17 protein-coding genes are annotated in these 21,102 nt (G+C 60.8%); 7 read left to right on the top strand and 10 right to left on the bottom strand.

Going from position 1 to position 21,102, the window contains the following annotated elements; all coding sequences use genetic code 11:
- The first annotated feature begins 21 nt into the window (after nucleotides 1–21).
- On the top strand, nucleotides 22–1,440 hold the full coding sequence (locus tag B9Z37_RS12650) for a mannitol dehydrogenase family protein (protein WP_108313390.1): 1,419 nt from the start codon (nucleotides 22–24) through the stop codon (nucleotides 1,438–1,440).
- Nucleotides 1,441–1,457: 17 nt separating this feature from the next.
- Nucleotides 1,458–2,669: a D-mannonate dehydratase ManD gene (manD, locus tag B9Z37_RS12645; RefSeq protein ID WP_108313389.1), complete on the top strand. Its 1,212-nt coding sequence runs from the start codon at nucleotides 1,458–1,460 to the stop codon at nucleotides 2,667–2,669.
- A 261-nt stretch (nucleotides 2,670–2,930) separates the two neighbouring features.
- Here manD and B9Z37_RS12640 read toward each other — a convergent pair whose 3' ends face one another.
- Genes B9Z37_RS12640 through B9Z37_RS12630 form a run of 3 tightly spaced genes read right to left on the bottom strand, consistent with a single transcriptional unit; the run spans nucleotide 2,931 to nucleotide 6,946 of the window.
- Nucleotides 2,931–4,361 (bottom strand): sulfatase-like hydrolase/transferase, encoded by a 1,431-nt coding sequence (locus B9Z37_RS12640; protein WP_108313388.1) that lies wholly within the window; start codon nucleotides 4,359–4,361, stop codon nucleotides 2,931–2,933.
- Between the two features lie 12 nt (nucleotides 4,362–4,373).
- Entirely contained in the window at nucleotides 4,374–5,945 is a 1,572-nt protein-coding gene (locus tag B9Z37_RS12635; protein ID WP_108313387.1) for a sulfatase family protein, read from the bottom strand.
- Between the two features lie 32 nt (nucleotides 5,946–5,977).
- Nucleotides 5,978–6,946, bottom strand: a complete 969-nt coding sequence (locus tag B9Z37_RS12630) for a Bug family tripartite tricarboxylate transporter substrate binding protein (protein WP_167394387.1) — start codon at nucleotides 6,944–6,946, stop codon at nucleotides 5,978–5,980.
- A gap of 128 nt (nucleotides 6,947–7,074) precedes the next feature.
- Here B9Z37_RS12630 and B9Z37_RS12625 point away from each other — a divergent pair, with 128 nt between their 5' ends.
- Nucleotides 7,075–7,788 (top strand): Crp/Fnr family transcriptional regulator, encoded by a 714-nt coding sequence (locus B9Z37_RS12625; protein ID WP_167394386.1) that lies wholly within the window; start codon nucleotides 7,075–7,077, stop codon nucleotides 7,786–7,788.
- Between the two features lie 235 nt (nucleotides 7,789–8,023).
- Here the strand turns inward: B9Z37_RS12625 and slmA are convergent, their stop codons facing one another.
- The 4 genes from slmA to rfbB form a co-directional block, all read right to left on the bottom strand.
- Nucleotides 8,024–8,647 carry a nucleoid occlusion factor SlmA gene (gene slmA, locus B9Z37_RS12620; RefSeq protein WP_108313384.1) on the bottom strand — a complete coding sequence of 208 codons (624 nt, stop codon included), beginning with the start codon at nucleotides 8,645–8,647 and terminating at the stop codon, nucleotides 8,024–8,026.
- Between the two features lie 47 nt (nucleotides 8,648–8,694).
- On the bottom strand, nucleotides 8,695–9,594 hold the full coding sequence (argB, locus tag B9Z37_RS12615) for an acetylglutamate kinase (RefSeq protein ID WP_108313383.1): 900 nt from the start codon (nucleotides 9,592–9,594) through the stop codon (nucleotides 8,695–8,697).
- Between the two features lie 69 nt (nucleotides 9,595–9,663).
- On the bottom strand, nucleotides 9,664–10,560 hold the full coding sequence (gene rfbD / locus B9Z37_RS12610; protein WP_108313382.1) for a dTDP-4-dehydrorhamnose reductase: 897 nt from the start codon (nucleotides 10,558–10,560) through the stop codon (nucleotides 9,664–9,666).
- Nucleotides 10,561–10,842: 282 nt separating this feature from the next.
- On the bottom strand, nucleotides 10,843–11,946 hold the full coding sequence (gene rfbB / locus B9Z37_RS12605; RefSeq protein ID WP_108313381.1) for a dTDP-glucose 4,6-dehydratase: 1,104 nt from the start codon (nucleotides 11,944–11,946) through the stop codon (nucleotides 10,843–10,845).
- 110 nt (nucleotides 11,947–12,056) lie between these two features.
- On the opposite strand from rfbB, the gene B9Z37_RS12600 reads away from it, so the two are divergent.
- Together B9Z37_RS12600 and B9Z37_RS12595 are read left to right on the top strand one after the other, a co-directional pair.
- The gene (locus B9Z37_RS12600) at nucleotides 12,057–12,584 is read left to right on the top strand and encodes a phasin family protein (protein ID WP_108313380.1); all 528 of its coding nucleotides are present in this window, start codon (nucleotides 12,057–12,059) and stop codon (nucleotides 12,582–12,584) included.
- A 22-nt stretch (nucleotides 12,585–12,606) separates the two neighbouring features.
- On the top strand, nucleotides 12,607–13,272 hold the full coding sequence (locus B9Z37_RS12595; protein WP_108313379.1) for a TetR/AcrR family transcriptional regulator: 666 nt from the start codon (nucleotides 12,607–12,609) through the stop codon (nucleotides 13,270–13,272).
- Between the two features lie 16 nt (nucleotides 13,273–13,288).
- Here B9Z37_RS12595 and B9Z37_RS12590 read toward each other — a convergent pair whose 3' ends face one another.
- Nucleotides 13,289–14,056: a type III pantothenate kinase gene (locus B9Z37_RS12590; protein WP_108313378.1), complete on the bottom strand. Its 768-nt coding sequence runs from the start codon at nucleotides 14,054–14,056 to the stop codon at nucleotides 13,289–13,291.
- A 12-nt stretch (nucleotides 14,057–14,068) separates the two neighbouring features.
- Here B9Z37_RS12590 and B9Z37_RS12585 point away from each other — a divergent pair, with 12 nt between their 5' ends.
- Nucleotides 14,069–15,523, top strand: a complete 1,455-nt coding sequence (locus B9Z37_RS12585) for an amidase (RefSeq protein WP_108313377.1) — start codon at nucleotides 14,069–14,071, stop codon at nucleotides 15,521–15,523.
- Nucleotides 15,524–15,813: 290 nt separating this feature from the next.
- On the opposite strand, the gene B9Z37_RS12580 is transcribed toward B9Z37_RS12585, so the two are convergent.
- Both B9Z37_RS12580 and B9Z37_RS12575 read right to left on the bottom strand, forming a co-directional pair.
- Nucleotides 15,814–17,136: an acetylornithine deacetylase/succinyl-diaminopimelate desuccinylase family protein gene (locus B9Z37_RS12580; RefSeq protein WP_108313376.1), complete on the bottom strand. Its 1,323-nt coding sequence runs from the start codon at nucleotides 17,134–17,136 to the stop codon at nucleotides 15,814–15,816.
- Between the two features lie 67 nt (nucleotides 17,137–17,203).
- On the bottom strand, nucleotides 17,204–17,638 hold the full coding sequence (locus tag B9Z37_RS12575; protein ID WP_108313375.1) for a rhodanese-like domain-containing protein: 435 nt from the start codon (nucleotides 17,636–17,638) through the stop codon (nucleotides 17,204–17,206).
- 160 nt (nucleotides 17,639–17,798) lie between these two features.
- Here B9Z37_RS12575 and icmF point away from each other — a divergent pair, with 160 nt between their 5' ends.
- The gene (gene icmF / locus B9Z37_RS12570) at nucleotides 17,799–21,089 is read left to right on the top strand and encodes a fused isobutyryl-CoA mutase/GTPase IcmF (RefSeq protein WP_108313374.1); all 3,291 of its coding nucleotides are present in this window, start codon (nucleotides 17,799–17,801) and stop codon (nucleotides 21,087–21,089) included.
- Nucleotides 21,090–21,102: the final 13 nt, after the last annotated feature.

The raw sequence follows: 21,102 nt of genomic DNA, 5'->3' as shown, positions 1-21,102 counted from the left end.
GGGGTCCATCCCCCCTCATTCATGAAACTCTCAGCCCTCACCTTGGCATCGCTGCCCGCGGCCATCCAGACCCCGACGTACGACCGCACAGCCCACGCTCCGGGCGTGGTGCATTTAGGCCTAGGTGCTTTTCACCGCGCCCACCAAGCCATGGTGTTTGACCAGTTGCTGGCCAGTGGCGACACACGCTGGGGCATCCACGGCGTGGGCATGACACGGCCCGACCTGGTGAACCCACTGCGCGCACAAGACGGCCTGTATGCCGTGCGCATCGCCGATGCAAAAGGCGTGAAATGGCAAGTGCCGGGCGCGCTTTGGCGCACGAGCGTGGCCACCACCGAACGCGATGCGGTGGTCCAAGCCATTGCCGCACCCGCCACGCGCTGGGTCACACTCACCGTGACCGAAAAAGGCTACACCCCGGCGCTGGGCCAACTGCTGCTGGACGGCTTGCGCCTGCGCCAGCAGGCAGGCTTGCCCGGCATCACCATCGCCTCGTGCGACAACCTGCAAGGCAATGGCCATAAACTGCAAGCCTTGGTCAAAGCCGAGATTCCAGCCAAACACACCACGCCACAAGACGCTCAACTACTGGTTTGGCTGGACACGCACTGCGCTTTCCCGTGCAGCATGGTCGATCGCATCGTGCCGGCCGCCACAGCCGAAGTGATGGCCGCTGCGCAAGAGGCACTGGGCTTGCAGGACGCCTGCGCCCTGAGCACCGAAGGCTTTTGGGAATGGGTGATCGAAAACCGCTTTGCCGACCCAGCCGACGCCTCCCTGCTGCAAAGCGCCGGTGTGCGCGTGACGGACGATGTGCACAGCTATGAAGAAGCCAAGCTGCGCATGCTCAATGGCAGCCACACGGCCATGGCACTCATTGGCGCGGTCACAGCGCGGCCGTTCATTGCCAACTGCATTGGCGCAGAACACATCCGAACATTTGTTCACCAACTCATGGGCCGCGAAGTCTCTCCGCACCTGAGCCGCAGCGACTGGGCCGAGTACCGCAACGCACTGATTGCGCGTTTTGCCAACCCGCACCTGAAGCACAGCGTGCACCAGATCGCCACCGACAGCTCGCAAAAGATTCCACAGCGCTGGCCGCCTTCGGTGTTGGGGCAAATCGCCCAAGGCGCGTCGTTTGAACACCACGCGCTGGCAGCCGCCGTGTTTGTGCGCTACACCCTGGGCGTGGACGAACAAGGCCAAACCTACACACTGAACGACCCGCAAGCAGCCAGCCTGATGGCCCTGGGTGCCGCCCAACGCACCGAGCCCGAGACCTGCGTGCGCGCCCTGCTGGCCCGCGAAGACCTGTGGGGCAGCGCCCTGCCACAGCACGCCGCATGGATCGCCCGCGTGACGCACTGGCACCAGCAAGTGATGCAGCACGGCGTGGACAAAGCGATCCAGCAACTGCTGGCCCAAGAAGCCTGAAGACGGAGACCCGCGCCATGAAAATCACCGCCGCCCGCGTCATCGTCTGCAGCCCCGGCCGCAACTTCGTCACCCTCAAGATCGAGACCGACCAAGGCGTCACCGGCATCGGTGACGCCACACTCAACGGCCGCGAGTTGGCTGTTGTCAGCTACCTCGAAGACCACCTCATTCCCTGCCTGATCGGACGCGACCCGCAGCAGATCGAGGACATCTGGCAATACCTCTACAAAGGCGCCTACTGGCGACGCGGCCCGGTGACCATGAGCGCGATTGCCGCGGTGGACACCGCGCTGTGGGACATCAAGGCCAAGATGGCGGGCATGCCGCTGTACCAGCTGCTGGGCGGGCGCAGCCGCACCGGGGTGATGGTCTACGGCCACGCCAACGGCCGCGACACGGCCGAAACGGTCGATGAAGTCTTGCGCCACAAGGAAGAAGGCTACTTGGCCATCCGCGCCCAAAGCGGCGTGCCGGGCCTGAACAAGGTCTATGGCGTGAGCGGAGCGAACCGCATGTATGAACCCGCCGACGGCAACTTGCCCAGCGAACACGACTGGAGCACCGAAAAGTATTTGCGCCACACGCCCGGCCTGTTTGAAGCCGTGCGCGAAGCCGTGGGTCCCGACATCCATTTGCTGCACGACGTGCACCACCGCCTGACGCCCATCGAAGCAGGCCAGCTGGGCAAGGCATTGGAGCCCGTGCGCATGTTCTGGATGGAAGACCCGACACCCGCAGAAAACCAGGATGCCTTCCAGTGGATACGCCACCACACCACCACACCGATTGCGGTGGGCGAGATTTTCAACAGCATCTGGGACTGCAAGACACTGATCGAAAAGCAACTGATCGACTACATCCGCACCACCGTGGTCCACGCGGGCGGCATCACGCACCTGCGGCGCATCGCCGACTTGGCGAGCCTTTATCAGGTGCGCACCGGCTGCCACGGCGCGACCGACCTGTCACCCGCGTGCATGGGTGCGGCCCTGCACTTTGACACCTGGGTGCCCAACTTCGGCGTGCAGGAATACATGCCGCACAGCGAGGAAATGCTGTCGGTCTTTCCTCACGACTACCGCTTTGAGCGCGGCATGATGTATTGCGGCGAATCACCCGGCCACGGGGTGGACATCGACGAGAAGCTGGCTGCTAAGTACCCGTACCAAAGGGCTTATCTGCCGGTGAACCGACTGCAGCATGATGGGACGCTGTGGAATTGGTGATCCGTTTCGATCTTGTATGGTCTGCTTAGCAGCGGTAGCGGCTATTTGGCTTTACATCGTTAAAGACATCGACGTGGCGATAGGTCTTTCGTGAGGTGTTGAAAATTCAGGTGAATTTCTCCAAAGCGGTCACAACCTGTGATCGTCCAATTTGGAGTACGGACACCAATGGTTGAACACTCGCCCCATTTACACAAAATTCGGGCCACCCTTGAGTCGAGGCCATCGACTTGGCCTTATTGACGTTTGGTATAGCCTACGTCAGATCAACGGCACTGGGCTTGCGCCCATTGGGCCTTTGCCCAAAGCGGCTTCCCGGCCACCGAATCGCGCGACCAACGCGTCTTGATCGGCCTTGGCGTTCTGGTCGGCAACTTCTGGGTCAAGCATGTGATTCAAAAGCGATTCCATGTGTTTGCGGATCGGCTGATAACCATCTTTAGCAGCGAGGTCAACGGTTTGTCCTGGATCAACCGACATGTCAAACAATTCTGGTTCATAGCCCACGTAGTGGTGATACGCCCACTGGCCTTGTCGCACCAAATAGGCTGCGCTGGGTGAGCCCACGGCGTGGTATTCGCTGAAGCCGATACGCTCTGGATCATCGTTCTCGTTGGCGATCTCCACAAGCGATCGGCCCGGCAGCGTGGGGTCTGCGGGCAGGTTCGCGTTGTCGAGTAAGGTCGGAGCGATATCAACCAGGTTGACTTGGGTCGCGCAGACCTTGCCTTCAGGGATTCCTGGCCCAGCCAAGATCAAAGGGATATGGGTGGCTTCGCGGTAGAGCGTTGATTTGTTCCACATCCCGCGCACACCTTGGTTGTCGCCATGATCACTGCTCATGATCACTCGGGTGGATGTTTGCAAACCGGTTTGTCCAAGCGCTTCAAGCACTTTGCCGATTTGCTCGTCAATGAAGCATGTCAAAGCGTAATAGCAAGCCAAAGCCAAGCGGCGGCGCTCAGGTGTGCCCAACTCATCGTCTGCATTTGAAAAATCCGCATGCCGCTGCACCCACGGGTGACGCTGATAGCCGCTGAGCGGATGTAGCCGTGGGTCGGCAATGGCATCCATGTCGATGGCATCGAGGTAGCGTTGGGGCACGACCAATGGGAAATGTGGCGCGACGAAACCAACGAACAAGGTCCATGGCGCAGCATCTTTTTCGGCGGCCTTGTCATGCAACCACTGGGCTGCATGCTCAGCCGAGGCAATGTCGTACTGGTTGTAGCTGGACAGCCCAGCACCTAGTTCGGTGAACAGCCGCGATGGGCGCGGCGTATTGGGCAATGGGTTGCGCACCGAGCCCCAGACCTGCCCGATGCCATCGGCCAGATGCAAGGGATCGTGCTGCTTGGAAAATCCGGTGAGCGCAGTGGCATTGACATAGTGCAATTTGCCCATCGACTCGACGCAGTGACCAGCAGCTTGGAGTGCGTGCCCCCAACCGGGGATACGCCCGTCGTAGCCCATGGCGTTGTCCCAATAGGCGATGTCATGCACCCAGCGCCCTGTGGCCAGTGCGGCCCGTGCGGGGACGCAGATGGGCGAGGGTGTGAGGGCTTGAGTGAATCGAGTGCCACGGGCAGCCAGGGCGTCCAGATGGGGTGTCTTGACGAAAGGGTGGCCAGCGCAGCCCAAGGCATGCGCATCTTGCTCGTCGGTCAAAAGAATCAACGTGTTCAAGGTCATCGTCCAAGGTCCTCAAGCAGGCCCAACGGGTTCAGGCAGTGGGTTGCGAATATCATCCGGGCGGCTCATGAGCCGCTGCATCAACTCCTCACGCAAGCCGCGATGCTTAGGATCGTCAAACAGGTTGACGCACTCATAGGGGTCGTTGCTCAGGTCATACATTTCACCGACCCCACTGTCTAATTCAAGCGTGAGCTTGGCGCTGCGGGTGCGCACAGTGCGCAAGTCCAAGGCGACACCACAACGCGATGGACCCAGGCGCCATTCGTTGTAGGCGTGATCGCGCTCTGCGTTGCCAATGCCGGTGAGCAGTGGGCGCAGGCTTTGGCTGTGTACAGCAGAGGGCACAGGTGTGGATGCATAGTCGCCAAAGGTCGCTGCCAAGTCCAGCGTGGAGACAGGTTGGTTGTTTTCTTGATTGGCAGCAATGCCAGGTCCACGCATGATCAAACCTACGCGCAGCAGGCCTTCGTAATGCATCGGGCCTTTGAGCATGAGGCCATGATCGCCCAGCAATTCACCGTGGTCAGAAGTGAACACCACGAGCGTTTTGTCAGCCAGGCCCGCATCGTCCAGCGCAGACAAGATCCGCCCCACCTGGTGGTCCACCAAAGAAATCATGCCGTAGTAATTGGCAATTATTTCTCGCAACTGAGCATCGCTTTGCGGTGTCATGCGCGAGTATTCCTCACGCACTTTTCGGCTTTCTGGTGTGCCGCCGGGCGTGTTTTCAAGTGCGGCTCTGTGCCACCAGGGGCGTTTGTCCAAATCTCGAAGCCGATGCGGTGGCAGATCCACCTCATCTGGGCGATGCATCCAACACCAGGGCGCAGGTGCATCAAAAGGGTGATGCGGATCTGCCATCGACACCCACGCGCAAAACGGCTGTGCTGTCGCTTGGGCATCGGTGGCTTCTCGCTGGCGCCGCCCCTGCTCAGCGATGTACGCGACCGTGCGATCTCCCACCCAAGTGCTGTTGTGCCAAGCCGTGGGCAGGGCGCTGTTGTGCGTTTGTGCAGCCTGTGTTTTCGGGTCAAGGCGCTGGCTGTACAGGGCGTTCTTCATGGCACCCAAGCCATCGCGGTGGTACCAACGCTCGTAATGCAAGCCGCCAGGGCTGGCCTCGGGTAGCCAGTAGTTGTGCCCCAATTGCATCAACTCGACCTTTTCAAAGCCCATGTAAGGGCCTTGCCAATCGTCTGCAAACATATGCGAACTGGGAATGTTCTCGCAGCGACCGGTTGGACGGTTGGCGTAGGAATGGTTGCTCGAAAAATGCGCCTTGCCGATGAATCGCGTGTCGTAGCCCGCTTTGCTCAGTGATCCGGAAAAGCCTCCCGCCGCGATGGACTCGTCCAGATCAATACCGTTGTCGTGCACCCCACTGGTCAATGGCAGCATACCGGTCAAGATGGCGCTTCTTGAGGGCATGCACACCACATTTGGGGTGATGCATTGGGTGAATCGCGTACCTTGCCGGGCCAGCAAATCAAGGTGCGGCGTTTGCACCCGGCGGCCTTCGAATCCAAAACAATCAGCGCGGTGCTGATCGCTCATGATGAGCAAAATGTTAGGTCTTTTCAAATCGTGTCACCCAGGTTAGCGAATGAACTGCATCAGTTGTCAGCGGTGTATCCCGTAGCTTTGATGACAGGGCCCCAGCGTTCAAAATCCTCTTTGAGATGACGCGCCAAATCAGCCGAAGACCTGACGTCAGAATCAAACTCGAGTTTTTCAATGGCAGCAACCAAGCGTGGGCTGCGCACCGCAGCAACAATCGCGGCTTCCAGTTCGAGTTGGATCGCTTTCGGCGTTTTGCTCGATGCAAAAAACGCAAACACCTCGTTCAGCTGCAATTCGGGGTAGCCCTGCTCTTTGAACGTGAGCACGCCCGACAGGCCCGGCAAGGCCTTGTCTCCGCTGAAACCAAGAATGCGAAGCTTGCCGGACTTGTGATGCGTCACCAGGTTGGGGAGCGTCGTGGAGAGGGCGGGAATCGTCCCACCCAACACATCCGTCATAGCGGCTGCACCGCCGCGATAGGGCACATGCTGAAAATCGATGCCAGCCTTGCGCCCAAACATCACACCCATGAAGTGCATGGCCGTGCCAGCACCCGGCGTGCCGTAGCTGGCCTTACCAGGGTTGGCCTTGGCCCAATCCACAAACTCCTTGAGTGTTTTGGCAGGTGTGCCCGGCCCGACACCCAAAGCAAACTGGAAAGAGCAAACACCTGCCAGCGGTGCGAGATCACTCATCGAATAACGCAGTTTTGGATAGACATGCGGGAAGATCGTCGCATTGCCCCCTGGCATCATCACAATCGTGCTGCCATCGGCAGAAGCAGCAAGCATCGCCTCGGTGGCCAGTTGCCCAGCGGCACCCGTTCGGTTTTCTATGACCGTGTTGTAGCCTGCGACACGAAGTTCCTCACCGACTTGGCGAGCCACCACATCCACCGCCCCCCCTGCGGGATAACCCACGAGGATTTTCAATGGTTTGCCTTGCGCAAAGGCCAGGCTGGGCGAGAGGCCTGCGACAGCGCTGGTTCCGATGTAGGTCAAGCAGTGGCGACGGTTCAACATGATGATCCTTTCAAGGAAGCTGCAATCAGCATTGGGTGTGGGCATATTCGCGGTGAAGGCCATTTGCGAATAAAACGATCATGTGCCGGGCTGGAGCGCGCTTCAGTATCTTCGGGAACAATACAGGAATGACCCCTAATCAACTGCATTCCAGTGATCGCTTCGCGGCAGAACTTTTGCAAAGCCGTCAATTGAGCCGCAAGTTTGCGAACGCCCTTGCGCAACCGCTGGCCTTCAAGAGCAGGCCGCTGCACCGATTTGCTGCAGGGGTGAGCTTGTGCAAAGCGGGAGATCGCGTGACGCAACTGCCTTTCGTCATGAGCGGTCGCCTCGATGCTGTTGTGCATGTGCCGGGTGTCCAAGGCGGGCAAATCGTTCCCATTTCATTTCGCGCGGGTGAAATGGCTTTTCTTTCTTACTTGTTCAACCAGCTGCCCAGCGGGAGTGACTTGGTGGTCGGAGAGCCCAGCACCATTCAATGGCTACCGCTGAAAGACATTGAGACTTGTCTGCTGAATGATCAGGGTTTGCTGCTAATGTTGGTGCGTTTTCTCGGTCAGCGCCTGCGTGAGCTGCAAGCACGTGAGCGCAGTTGGGCTGCAAGAGGCGTGCAAACCCGCCTTTGTGCTGGCTTGGCGCGCATGGCGGCTGATTTGCCCAGCCGATCCGACCGGCGTACCGTCGTCGTCGCAACACATGAACAGATAGCTGCCAGCTGCGGCATCAGCCGTCCGAAGGCATCGATTGCTCTTAAAGTGCTCGAAGGCGATGGCGTTTTGAAACTGGGTCGCGGCTGGATCGAGGTGTTGAATTTGCGAGGATTGATCGAAAGGTCCGACTAGAAGTCGCGAGACTTTACAAATTTCAAGAGGGTGTTCTCAATTTGTTTCAAAGGTCAAATGACTAGAAACGCACCGATAGGTCAAACGGCCGCTGTAGGTCGGCTTCTGCCGGTCAACTGCTCGTAGCGATGGTCCGCTTCCAGCCTAAATTCGCCATTGACGCACACGGCCCGGACACAACAAGACCATACGAAACAACACCACCAGTGCAGCACACGGGGAGGCTTGGGAAGCCTTAAAGCATCCGCGCCAGCGCCGCCTGCAAATGCTCCGAAGGCAGCCGCTTGAAGCCTGATCGGGCAAAGCGCTGCAAGCGCCCTTGCATGAAGGCCACCAACAACGAGGCCACCAACTGAGCATCGGCCGTGGGGGTGGCTGACTCAATGCCTTTGAGGGACTGACGCAGCTGCGCCTCGATCTTGTCAAACAGCAAGTTGATGCGCTCTTGCAAGCGTTCGTGCTCCAGCACCAGGGCATCGCCAATCATCACGCGGCTCATGCCTGGGTTTTTCTCGGCAAACTGCAGCAACAAGGCCACGATGCGGCTGGCCTGCACAGGGCCTGCGGGCTCTCGATCTGTCACCTGCCGAATCAGGCCGATCACCGATTGGTCTACAAAATCAATCAGGCCCTCGAACATCTGCGCCTTGCTGGCGAAGTGTCGGTACAGGGCCGCTTCGCTCACGCCGATCTTGGCGGCCAGGCTGGCCGTGGTCACACGCTCTGCACCGGGCTGCTCCAGCATGGCGGCCAGCGTTTGCAAAATCTGCAAGCGCCGCTCACCCGGGCGCGGGCGTTTGCGTGCAGGCGTCGCGTCCTCGTCTGAAAAACGCTCGCTTTGTGTTTCTTGGTCTGCCATGTCTCCCCCTCTTTTTTAATTCTGGTCACGCAGACGTGCGCGCGCTTTCAACGGCTGCGGATCATGGTGCCGAAGGCTTGCTCGGACAGCACCTCCAGCAGCATGGCGTGGGGCACACGGCCATCGATGATGTGCACCGCGTTGACACCGCTCTTGGCGGCATCGAGTGCACCGGCAATTTTAGGGATCATGCCGCCGCTGATGGTGCCGTCGGCACACAACTCGTCGATGCGGCTGGGCGTCAACTCGGTCAGCAGTTCACCTTGCTTGTCCAGCACGCCACGGATGTTGGTGAGCATGAGCAATTTTTCGGCTTGCAGCACGGTGGCCAACTTGGCGGCCACCACATCGGCGTTGATGTTGTAGCTTTCGTTGTTGGCACCAAACCCAATGGGGCTGACCACGGGGATGAAGGCATCGTCTTGCAAGCAGGTCAAGATGGAAGGGTCAATGCTTTCGATCTCGCCCACCTGGCCCACGTCGTGTTCTTTCGTCGGGTCCTGACTGTCCACCAAGCGCAGTTTTTTGGCGCGAATCAGGCCACCGTCACGGCCCGTCAGGCCCACGGCCTTGCCGCCTGCGCGGTTGATCATGCCCACGATGTCTTGCTGCACTTCGCCGCCCAGCACCCACTCCACCACTTCCATGGTCTCGGCATCGGTCACGCGCATGCCCTGGATGAATTCGCCTTTTTTGCCCAAGCGCTTCAAGGCCGTTTCAATTTGTGGGCCACCGCCGTGCACCACCACCGGGTTCATGCCCACCAGCTTCAGCAGCACCACGTCTTCGGCAAAGGCCTGCTGCAGGGCCGGGTCGGTCATGGCGTTGCCGCCGTATTTGATGACCAAGGTCTTGCCGTGGAACTTGCGGATGTAGGGCATGGCCTGCGCCAGGATCTGGGCCTGGTCATGCGGGGCAACGGTGGGGGCAGCGGTGTTGTCGGTCATGGTGCGTGGCGAAGTGTCAAAAAAGAGGGTTCAAAAGTTCAGAGGATTGTGCCGCAAGCCCGTGACGACTCAGAGGATCTCGGCCAGCATGCGGTTGACGCCTTGCTGCCACGGCGGCGGCACCAGCCCAAAGGCTTCTTGCAGCTTGTGGGTGCTCAAGCGTGAATTCAGCGGCCGCTGGGCGGGCGTTGGAAATGCGGTGGTGGGCACGGGTGCGATTTCGGTCACTTTCAGGCCCGGATCGGGCTGGAGGTGACGCGCCTGTGCGATCACGTGGCTGGCATAGCCGTGCCAAGTGGTTTCACCCGAAGCCACCAGGTGGTAAATGCCAGCCAACGCTGGCGTTTGGCTCGCCATGACCTGGCGAATGGCATGGGCGGTCACATCGGCAATCAGGTCTGCGCCGGTGGGTGCACCGTGTTGGTCATCGATCACGGTGAGGCGTTCACGTTCAGCGGCCAGGCGCAGCATGGTCTTGGCAAAGTTGCCACCCCGCGCCGCATACACCCAGCTGGCGCGAAAAATCAGGTGTTTGCAGCTACTGGCGACGATAGCCTGCTCGCCTTCAAGCTTGGTCTGGCCGTAGACGCTGAGCGGGCCGGTGGCATCGCCTTCTTGCCAAGCTTGATCACCCTCGCCGTTGAACACGTAGTCGGTCGAGTAATGCACCAGCCAGGCACCGATTTCGGCGGCGGCTTGCGCCAGTGCGGCCGGTGCGGTGACGTTCAGACAGCGGGCCAACTCGGATTCAGACTCGGCTTTGTCGACGGCCGTGTGGGCGGCGGCATTGACGATCACGTCAGGGCGCCAGTCCCGCACGGTTTGAGCCAGGCGCTCGGGCTGGCTCAAATCACCGCAAAAATCGGTGCTGTGCCGGTCCAGCGCCAGCACCTCGCCCAAGGGTGCCAAGCTGCGTTGCAGCTCCCAACCGACTTGACCGTTTTTGCCTAACAGCAAGATTTTCACAGTGGGTTCCTGTTCATGTTGTACCGCCTATTTTTCACCCCGACTGATCGGGGTTTGCCTTCGTTTTTGTCATCCCCGACCCGATCGGGGATCCATGCCTTTTGCCTTCGACTGCCGTGGATACCCGCATGCGCGGGTATGACAGAGGTGGGAGCGGGTATGACAAATGCCTGTCAACCCCGACCCGATCGGGGGGCATTGCCTTCGTTTTTGTCATCCCCGACCTGATCTGTGGGCATTGCCTTCGCTTTGTCACCCCCGACCCGATCGGGGGTCCACGGCTCATGCATATTGTTTGTTCACCCACTCACGGTAAGCGCCGCTTTGCACATGGGCCACCCACTCCGGGTTGGCCAGATACCACGCCACAGTTTTGCGGATGCCGGTTTCAAAGGTCTCGGCAGGCTTCCAGCCCAGCTCGGCTTCGAGTTTGCGTGCGTCAATGGCGTAACGGCGGTCATGGCCCGGGCGATCGGTCACGTAGGTGATCTGGCTGGCGTAGCTGCCACCGGCCTTGGGGCGCATCTCGTCGAGCAGCTTGCACACGGTCTGCACGATCTCGATGTTGGGCTTTTCATTCCAGCCACCCACGTTGTAGGTCTCGCCCAAGCGGCCGCCCGCCAGCACCGTGCGGATGGCGCTGCAGTGGTCTTTCACATACAGCCAATCGCGCACCTGCATGCCGTCGCCATACACCGGCAGGGGCTTGCCCGCCAGGGCGTTGACAATCATCAGCGGGATCAGCTTTTCGGGGAAGTGGTAGGGCCCGTAGTTGTTGCTGCAGTTGGTGGTCAGCACCGGCAAGCCATAGGTGTGGTGCCAGGCACGCACCAAGTGGTCGCTGGCGGCCTTGCTGGCGCTGTAGGGGCTGTTGGGTTCGTAACGGTGCGTCTCGGCAAACGCCGGATCGTCTTTGCCGAGCGAACCATACACCTCGTCAGTCGACACGTGTAAAAAGCGAAAGCCCGCTTTAGTGGGCTTGTCAGCTGCCCCTGTAGGAGCGAGCCCCTGCGCGCGAATGTCTGCATCGGCCAACCCACTCCAATACCCCCGCACGGCTTCCAGCAGCCTGAAAGTGCCCACGATGTTGGTTTCGATGAACTCGCCCGGGCCATGGATGGACCGGTCCACATGGCTTTCGGCGGCAAAATTGATGACGGCGCGGGGCTGGTGCTCGGCCAGCAGGCGGCTCACCAAAGCGCTGTCACCGATGTCGCCTTGCACCAGTTGGTGGCGCGCATCGCCTTGCAGGCTGGCCAGGGTTTCGGGGTTGCCCGCATAGGTGAGTTTGTCGAGGTTGATGACGGCCTCGTTGCTGGCGGCCAGCCAATCGAGGACAAAGTTGGCGCCAATGAAGCCGGCGCCGCCGGTGACGAGAATGGTCATGAGGATGCGGATCTGGTGGGTGCCACGGGACGCGGAACCTCTGTGTTGAGATTTTAGAAGCATTGCGCTCGAACGCAGGTTAAAGTGACACCTTGTTCAGGAAGTGCATCATGGCCAAATCAAACGACACCACGCGCAGCAAAGCGAGCGCCACCGCGCAACAAGATGGCACCGCGCCACCCGCCCAGCACGTCTGGCTGGCAGGCTTGGGGGCCATGGCCAAAGCCCAGGAGCAAGGCAGCAAAGCGATTGAAGCCCTGGTGAATGACGGTTTGGCCTTTCAGCGGAAAAGCCAGGCCGAAGCACAACAGCGCCTGCAAGAAGCCACCGAACGCCTGAGCCACATGGCCAGCGACTTTGGCCAGCAAACCTCTGGCCGGGTGGACAAACTGGAACACTTGTTTGAAGACCGTGTGGCCAAGGCTTTGCACCGCTTGGGCATGCCCACGCTGCTGGACATTCAGATGCTGACCGACCGTGTGGCGCAACTGGAAGCGCAGCTTGCAGGGCTGCCAACGAAGGGCGCGCCCAAACCGGCGTCGACCACCGCAAAAAACACAGTGGCAGCGACCGGCAAAACGGTCAAAGCCAAACCCCAAGCGGCCAGCGCCGCCAAGCGTCCGAAAAAGACGGTTTGATTGATCGGCGCCGTCTTCAGCCATGGCCAAAAAAGCCCCCCGCCGCACCGCCGAGCGCATTGCCGAGGTCACGCTGGAGCTGTTCAACCGCTTCGGTGAACCCAACGTGTCAACGACGCTGATCTCGGCCGAACTCAACATCAGTCCGGGCAACCTGTACTACCACTTCGCATCGAAAGACGCCTTGGTCAACCGCTTGTTTGATCAATACGAAGTGGCCATGCTGGGCCTGCTGGATGCCGCACCGGATGTGCAAGATGTCGAGGACGCCTGGTTTTTTCTGCACTCGCTGTTCGAGCAGGTTTGGAGCCACCGATTTTTGTACCGCGACCTGAACAACCTGCTGTCGGGCAATCGGCACCTGGAAACGCATTTTCATGCGGTGCTGGAGCGCAAAACCCACGCCTTCAGGCTGATGCTGGAGTCATTGGCCGCAGCAGGACTGATGCGCATCGATCCGGACAACATCGAAACCCTGTCGGCCAGCATGTCGGTCATGGTGACGTATTGGCTGAGCTATGAATATGTGCGCAACCCCCGGCAAGCCCTGGAGCCCGCCAGCGCCGGGCTGGCTCTGACCCGGGGCGCACAACATGTGCTGGCGCTTTTAACGCCTTACATGGCCAACACGGATTTGCAAACCCATCTGCAAGGTTTGACGGCGGCTTACAGCTCGCCCGAACACTGATGCAGCCAGGCGGCCGTCAGGCAAACCGCAGAGTCGCCATGGCCAACAGGCCGTCAAAAATCAGGTTGTCCACCAGTTCAAATTGCAGCGACATGCTGGGTGCCATTTTCCAGCCCGCGCCACCGGTCATGATGCACAGAGGCTCTTGCCCGGTGTGCTCACGCAGGTGATGCACCATGCGCTCGCATGCACCCGCAATGGCGTAGGTACCGCCACTGGTCAGGGCGTCGCTGGTATTGGTCGGAAAAGGCGTGACTTCACCGGTCGGAACGTGCAAACCCGCTGTACCCGACTCCAGTGCGCGCAGCATGATGCCGTGGCCCGGCAAGATCAATCCACCCAAAAATCGGCCCTCGGCATCGATCGCCTCGACCGTCACCGCCGTGCCCACCATGACCACCACCAGCGGACGCGGTGCCCCCCCCTGCGCCAGCATGCGCTGGCGCGCACCGATCATGGCCACCCAACGGTCTGCCCCAAGCCGGCTGGGGTGGTCATAACCATTGGTCAGTCCCGCCTCTTGCACGCTGGGGACCACCCATTTGGGGTGAATGTCCCATATTTCCATCTGCTCTTGTACGCGGCGTTTGATGGCATCACCCGCCACCACGCAGCCCAACATGTGTTCGGGCTCGGGCAAGTCGGCCCAAGGGCCTTCGGCCAGGCGGTCGATGTTTTCCAGAAACTCCGCACCATGGGCCAGCAAAGCGGCATCGGGGTGGGGCCGCTCATAGAGCGCCCATTTGAGCCGGGTGTTACCGACGTCAAGTGCTAAAAAAGTCATGGCAGGATGATAATGACTTTCATGCCCTCCCAACCTCATGACATTCCCCACCTGAGCGCACAGGCACTGTCCCGCGCCATTCACCACAAGCAGGTTTCCTGCCGCGACGTCATGGCCGCCACCCTGACGCAAGTCGACCGGCTCAACCCGGGCAGCCATGCCATCGTCAGCCGCGTGGCACACGATGTGCTGCTGCAACAAGCCGATGAACGCGACGCCCAACTCGCGCGCGGGCAATCCATGGGTTGGCTGCATGGCATGCCCCAGGCCATCAAGGACTTGTCCAATGTGCAAGGTCTGCGCACCACCTTGGGCAGCCCGTTGATGAAAGATTTTGTGGCCAGCGAAGACGGCCTGATGGCACAGCGCATGAAAGCGGCCGGGGCCATCGTCATCGGCAAGACCAACACACCCGAGTTTGGTTTGGGCTCGCACACCTTCAACGAGGTGTTCGGCCCCACCCGCAACGCGTGGGACCCGAGTAAGTCGGCGGGCGGCAGCAGTGGCGGTGCCGCTGTGGCACTGGCCCAGCGCATGCTGAGCGTGGCAGATGGCTCGGACTTCATGGGCAGCCTGCGCAACCCGGCGGGCTGGAACCACGTGTTTGGCATGCGCCCCTCGCAAGGCCGTGTGCCCATGTGGCCTGCGCAAGACGTGTTCATTGCGCAACTGGGCACCGAAGGCCCCATGGCCCGGCATGTGCGCGACCTGGCCATGCTGCTGTCGACGCAAGCTGGTCCGCACGCCTTCAGCCCCTTGAGCCTGACGCAAGACCCGGCCGTGTTCGCGGGCTCATTGGAGAGCGATCCCAAAGGTCAGCGCATCGGCTGGCTGGGCAACCTGCAAGGCTATTTGCCCATGGAAAAAGGCATTCTGGACCTGTGTCAATCGGCGTTGAAAAGCTTTTTGGGCATGGGCTGCACAGTGGACGAGGCCGTGCTGGGCATGCCACCCGAGCAGGTCTGGCAAGCCTGGCTGGTCTGGCGCCAGGCCCTGGTCGGGCCGCGTGTCGCACCTTTTTTGGTGAACGCGGCCAATCGCGAAAAAATCAAGCCCGAAGCGCTGTGGGAACACGACCAATCGCTGACCTTGACCGGCGCGCAACTGATGTCGGCCAGCGCCACACGCACGCGGTTTTTCCAGAGCATGCTGCAGCTGTTTGAACGCTTTGATGTGCTGGCCATTCCGGTGGCGCAAACCTGGCCGTTTGACGTGTCGCTGCGCTGGCCACAAAGTGTGGCGGGCCGCCCCATGGACACCTACCACCGCTGGATGGAGGTGGTGATTTACGCCACCTTTGCGGGCTTGCCGTCCATCAGCGTGCCTGCAGGCTTTGGTGCCAACGGTTTGCCCATGGGCTTGGCCTTGATTGGCAAACCCCAGGGCGACCTGGACTTGCTGAAACTGGCACACGCTTACGAGATGGCCAACCAGGACATGATCGCCAAACAGCCGCCCGGTATTTGAAAGCCTGGACCCCGGGTCTTCGCCCGGGGTGACAAAAACAAAAGTGGTCGAATGGGTCTTGATCCCGTCACGCAATCCCAGACTTGATCTATTCAAACCATCCGGGACTTGATCTATTCAAACCATCCCGGACTTGATCTATTCACGTCATCCCGGACTTGATCTATTCACGTCATCCCGGACTTGATCTATTCACGTCATCCCGGACTTGATCCGGGATCCATGGCTTCGACCGCCATGGATACCCGCATTCGCGGGCATGACGTTCCTTGTCCGACGCCGCGTTGCCCTCAAGCTTGGTTCAAGCGAGTCCAGCCGGTCAAATCCAGCGAAGCCAGCGCCATGATCTTGGCCGAATCGACCAGCTCCTGAATGCCCACGTATTCATCGGGTTGGTGCGCCAGATCCAGTATGCCCGGGCCGTAGGCGATGCAATCTTGCAGCTTGCCCGTGCGCACGATGTGCTTTTGGTCATAGGTGCCTGGGCTGGCGATGTAGCTGGGCTCGCGCCCCAGCACGCGGGCAATGGCGCGGGCGGTAGCGTCCACCACCGGTGCGTCTTTGGGCGTGGCGGTGGGCACAAAACTCATGATGTCGCGGATGCCGTAGTCAAAGCCCGGCCGGGTGCGCTTGAGTTCGTCGAGCATGTCGATGATTTCCTGCTTGACGGCTTCGAGGTTTTCTTCGGCAATGAAGCGCCGGTCGAGCACCGTGCGGCAGCTGTGTGCCACCACTGGCGCGGGCGTTTGCGCCGTGGGCCAGCCGCGCGCGTCGTTGGCGTAGTGCTGCTCGACCTGGCCGCCGTGGATGCTGTTGATGTTGAGCGTGCTCACCCGTGCGCCCGGCGGCTCCACCGGCTCGGCGGTGTGGCGACCTTCCAGGCGCGGCTGCAATTGTGTCTCCAGCAAATGGATGAAGGCGCTCATGTGGTTGATGGCGCTGTCGCCCAAAAAAGGCATGGAACCATGCGCAATGCGGCCCCGGGTTTCGACCTCACCCCACCACACGCCCCGGTGGCCCAGACAGATGCGGTCCACCCCCAGCGGCTCAGGAATGATCACATGGTGCACACGCGGTTTGCTGAAGTAGCCGCGCTCGGCCAGATAGCCCACGCCCGCAAAACCGCCCGATTCTTCGTCCACCGTGCCGCTGATTTCCAGTGCGCCCGGAATCGGCAAGCCCGACTCGATCAGGGCTTCGCAGGCGATGATGCTGGACGCCAGCCCTCCCTTCATGTCGCAGGTGCCACGGCCATACACGCGGCCGTTGGCCACCTGCCCGCCAAAAGGCTCATAGGTCCAGCCTGAACCGGCTTCGACCACGTCGATGTGGCTGTTGAAGTGCACGCACTCGCCGGTCGAGCCGCCTTGCCAGCGCGCCACCACATTGGTGCGGGGGTGGCTGTCGCTGTCGCCGGGGGCGCCAATGGCCCGGACATATTCGACCGCAAAACCCTTTTTCGACAGCCGCTCGCCAATGAAATGGGCACAGGCTTCATAAGCGTCCCCGGGCGGATTGACGGTGGGGATGCGCACCAGCTCTTGCGTAAGGGCTGTGACCTCCTCGCGTTTGGCTTCGATGCGGTCCAGGAGCTTTTGAGCAGAGGCGTTCATGGCCTCAGTCTATCGCCCGCCACTGCAAGCGCGAAGTCACTCAGAGCTCAGAAACCAGGAATCGCGGTCAATTTTGCTGCCAAGGCAGGCCGCGATAGCGCCAGCCGCCCTTGAGGCCGCGGTGCGCCTGCTCGTCCGGGTCGCCCTCAAAGCCTTCCAGAATGTTGTAAGCCTGCAAGCCCAACTCGGTCGCGCGCTGGGCGGCGGCAATCGATCGCACACCGCTGCGGCACAACAGCACCAGCTTTTTGCCGCCAACGCCCAAGGCCTGCACGCCAGCGTCAAACCCCGGGTTCATCGCCATGCCGGGCCACTGCTTCCAGGCCAATGCATGGGCACCGGGCACAAACCCCACCCAAGCGCGCTCGGCGTCGGTGCGCACATCGACCAGTTCGGCCTCGCCCGACTGGACCCACGCCCACGCCAAATCGGGGCTGATGTCCCCTGCGTAACCTGCAGCAGGCTGCACGCCGGCCGGCAAATAGATTTGAGGCGCATTCATGGGGGGCTCCTGTAGGGCAAAAAACAGGCCCGAATGATAACTTTTCAGGCCCAGACCGAGCCGAATCAGGTCGTCAGTGACAGGAAAGCCACCACCGGCTAAGATGCGGGTCTTGATTGACGTTTACGTCAACGTCAACTGAACAACCCAAGAGACAACCATGACCGACCTGTCTGCCGAATTCAAAGCCTTGGCCGAATACCGACCCGCCAACAAAGTCCGTTTTGTCACCGCCGCTTCTCTTTTTGACGGCCACGACGCGGCCATCAACATCATGCGCCGCATCCTGCAAAGCATGGGCGCCGAAGTGATCCACCTGGGCCACAACCGCTCGGTGGACGAGGTGGTGACGGCTGCGCTGCAAGAAGACGCGCAGGGCATCGCCATCAGTTCCTACCAGGGTGGCCACAACGAATACTTCAGCTACATGGTCGATCTGCTCAAAGCCCGGGGCGGCGAGCACATCAAAGTGTTTGGCGGCGGCGGCGGCGTGATCGTGCCGGCCGAGATTCGCGCCCTGGCCGACAAAGGCGTGCGGATTTTCAGCCCCGAAGACGGCCAAAAAATGGGCCTGGCCGGGATGATTGGCGAGATGGTCATGCGCTGCGACCAGGACGTGAGCCCACTGGCCCCCAAAGACGTGGCAGCGATACAGGGCCACGGCGAGATGAACTGGCGCGCACTGGCCCAACTGATCACCGCTTTGGAAAACGACAAGGCCGATGCCAGCGTGGTCCAAGCCGTGCGCGAACAGGCGGCGAGCAAGAAAGTGCCCGTGCTCGGCATCACCGGCACCGGCGGTGCGGGCAAGTCGTCGCTCACCGACGAACTGATCCGCCGCCTGCGCCTGGACCAAGACGACAGCTTGCGTGTGGCGGTCATCTCGATCGACCCTTCACGCCGCAAGAGCGGTGGTGCCCTGCTGGGCGACCGCATCCGCATGAACGCGATTTCGCCTTGGTCCCAAGGCCCCCGCGTGTTCATGCGCTCGCTGGCCACGCGTGACTTTGGCAGTGAGATTTCAGCCGCCCTGCCCGACGTGGTGGCGGCCTGCAAGGTGGCGGGTTTTGATGTGATCGTGGTGGAAACGTCCGGCATTGGCCAGGGCGACGCCGCCATCGTGCCGCATGTGGATGTGCCCATGTACGTGATGACGCCCGAGTTTGGCGCGGCCAGCCAGCTCGAAAAAATCGACATGCTGGACTTTGCCGAGTTCGTGGCCATCAACAAGTTCGACCGCAAAGGCGCGAGCGACGCCTTGCGCGATGTCGCCAAACAAGTACAACGCAACAAAGAAGCCTGGACTGTCCCCATGGAACAGATGCCCGTGTTTGGCACCATGGCAGCCCGCTTCAACGACGACGGCGTGACGGCGCTGTACCAAGCGCTCAAAACCCGCTTGGCCGAGCTGGGCATGCCCACCACCGAAGGCCGTTTGCCGGTGGTCAACGTGCGCCACAGCACCCACCAGAACCCGGTCGTGCCGTCCGCACGCACCCGCTACCTGGCCGAAATCAGCGACACCGTGCGTGGCTACAAAAAGCGCGCCGTGGCCCAAGCCCGCCTGGCCCGCGAAATCCAGCAACTGCGCGCAGCCGCCCGCATGCTCGAAGAAGGCAAACCCGGCCGCGCCAAGGCTTCGGAAGCCGCCATTGACCTGGCCGTGGCCCGCGAACAAACCCAAGACCCGACCGCCCGCAAACTGCTGGCTCAGTGGCCCGACATGCAAAAGGCCTACGCGGGCGACGAGTACGTGGTGAAAATCCGCGACAAGGAAATCCGCACGGCACTGACCACCAAAAGTCTGAGCGGCACCACCATCCGCAAAGTGGCGCTGCCCCAATACGAAGACGACGGCGAAGTGCTCAAGTGGCTGATGCTGGACAACGTGCCCGGCAGCTACCCCTACACCTCGGGCACCTTTGCCTTCAAGCGCGAAGGCGAAGACCCCACTCGCATGTTTGCCGGTGAAGGTGACCCCTTCCGCACCAACCGCCGCTTCAAATTGGTGAGCGAAGGCCTGCCCGCCAAGCGCTTGTCCACCGCCTTCGACTCGGTCACGCTCTACGGCAACGACCCCGACCTGCGTCCGGACATCTACGGCAAGATCGGCAACTCGGGCGTGAACGTGGCCACGCTCGATGACATGAAGGTGCTGTACTCGGGCTTTGACCTGTGCAATCCCACCACCAGCGTGTCGATGACGATCAACGGCCCCGCACCGTCCATCTTGGCCATGTTCATGAACACGGCCATCGACCAGAACATCGACAAGTTCAAAGCCGAGAACGGCCGCGAACCCACCGAAACCGAGACTGCAAAAATCAAGGAATGGGTGCTGGCCAATGTGCGTGGCACGGTGCAGGCCGACATCCTGAAAGAAGACCAGGGCCAAAACACCTGCATCTTCTCGACCGAGTTCTCGCTCAAGGTCATGGGCGACATCGCGCAGTATTTTGTGCACCACGACGTGCGCAACTTCTACTCGGTGTCCATCTCGGGCTACCACATCGCAGAAGCCGGGGCCAACCCGATTTCGCAGCTGGCCTTCACGCTGTCCAACGGTTTCACCTTTGTGGAAGCGTACCTGGCGCGTGGCATGCACATCGACGATTTCGCGCCCAACTTATCCTTCTTCTTCAGCAACGGCATGGACCCAGAATACACCGTGCTCGGCCGCGTGGCGCGCCGCATCTGGGCGGTGGCCATGAAAGAAAAATACGGCGCGAACGAGCGCAGCCAAAAGCTCAAGTACCACATCCAGACCTCGGGCCGCTCGCTGCACGCGCAAGAGATCCAGTTCAACGACATCCGCACCACGCTGCAGGCGTTGATCGCGATCTACGACAACTGCAACAGCCTGCACACCAACGCGTTTGACGAAGCCATCACCACGCCCACCGAAGACTCGGTGCGCCGCGCCATGGCGATCCAGCTCATCATCAACCGCGAATGGGGCCTGGCCAAAAACGAGAACCCGAGCCAAGGCGCCTTCATCATCGACGAACTCACCGAGCTGGTCGAAGAAATGGTGCTGGCCGAGTTTGAAAAGATCGCCGAGCGCGGCGGCGTGCTGGGCGCGATGGAAACCGGATACCAGCGCGGCAAGATTCAAGACGAGTCCATGCACTACGAGATGCTCAAGCACACCGGCGAGCTGCCCATCATCGGCGTCAACACCTTCCGCAACCCCAAGGGCGATCAAGTCATGGACACGCTGGAGCTGGCCCGATCGACCGAGGAAGAAAAGCAATCGCAACTGCAGCGCCTGAACGACTTCCAGACGCTGCACGCCAACGCATCCCCGGCCATGCTCAAGCGCTTGCAGCAAGCCGTGATCGACAACGGCAACGTGTTCGAAGTGCTGATGGACGCTGTGCGGGTGTGCTCGCTCGGTCAGATCACCAATGCCTTGTTCGAGGTGGGTGGGCAGTACCGGCGCAATATGTAAGGCAGGCAAAACC

The sequence above is a fragment of the Limnohabitans parvus II-B4 genome (assembly GCF_003063455.1).
Classification (GTDB): Bacteria; Pseudomonadota; Gammaproteobacteria; order Burkholderiales; family Burkholderiaceae_C; genus Limnohabitans_A; species Limnohabitans_A parvus.
This window is presented reverse-complemented; position numbering and strand designations above follow the sequence as displayed.

Coding starts and splice junctions, on each gene's coding strand:
- icmF (WP_108313374.1), top strand. CDS start 17,799: ATGACCGACCTGTCTGCCGAATTCAAAGCCTTGGCCGAATACCGACCC.
- B9Z37_RS12650 (WP_108313390.1), top strand. CDS start 22: ATGAAACTCTCAGCCCTCACCTTGGCATCGCTGCCCGCGGCCATCCAG.
- B9Z37_RS12625 (WP_167394386.1), top strand. CDS start 7,075: ATGACCCCTAATCAACTGCATTCCAGTGATCGCTTCGCGGCAGAACTT.
- B9Z37_RS12600 (WP_108313380.1), top strand. CDS start 12,057: ATGGCCAAATCAAACGACACCACGCGCAGCAAAGCGAGCGCCACCGCG.
- rfbB (WP_108313381.1), bottom strand. CDS start 11,946: ATGACCATTCTCGTCACCGGCGGCGCCGGCTTCATTGGCGCCAACTTT.
- B9Z37_RS12585 (WP_108313377.1), top strand. CDS start 14,069: ATGACTTTCATGCCCTCCCAACCTCATGACATTCCCCACCTGAGCGCA.
- slmA (WP_108313384.1), bottom strand. CDS start 8,647: ATGGCAGACCAAGAAACACAAAGCGAGCGTTTTTCAGACGAGGACGCG.
- B9Z37_RS12640 (WP_108313388.1), bottom strand. CDS start 4,361: ATGACCTTGAACACGTTGATTCTTTTGACCGACGAGCAAGATGCGCAT.
- argB (WP_108313383.1), bottom strand. CDS start 9,594: ATGACCGACAACACCGCTGCCCCCACCGTTGCCCCGCATGACCAGGCC.
- B9Z37_RS12630 (WP_167394387.1), bottom strand. CDS start 6,946: ATGTTGAACCGTCGCCACTGCTTGACCTACATCGGAACCAGCGCTGTC.
- B9Z37_RS12580 (WP_108313376.1), bottom strand. CDS start 17,136: ATGAACGCCTCTGCTCAAAAGCTCCTGGACCGCATCGAAGCCAAACGC.
- B9Z37_RS12590 (WP_108313378.1), bottom strand. CDS start 14,056: ATGACTTTTTTAGCACTTGACGTCGGTAACACCCGGCTCAAATGGGCG.
- B9Z37_RS12595 (WP_108313379.1), top strand. CDS start 12,607: ATGGCCAAAAAAGCCCCCCGCCGCACCGCCGAGCGCATTGCCGAGGTC.
- manD (WP_108313389.1), top strand. CDS start 1,458: ATGAAAATCACCGCCGCCCGCGTCATCGTCTGCAGCCCCGGCCGCAAC.
- B9Z37_RS12575 (WP_108313375.1), bottom strand. CDS start 17,638: ATGAATGCGCCTCAAATCTATTTGCCGGCCGGCGTGCAGCCTGCTGCA.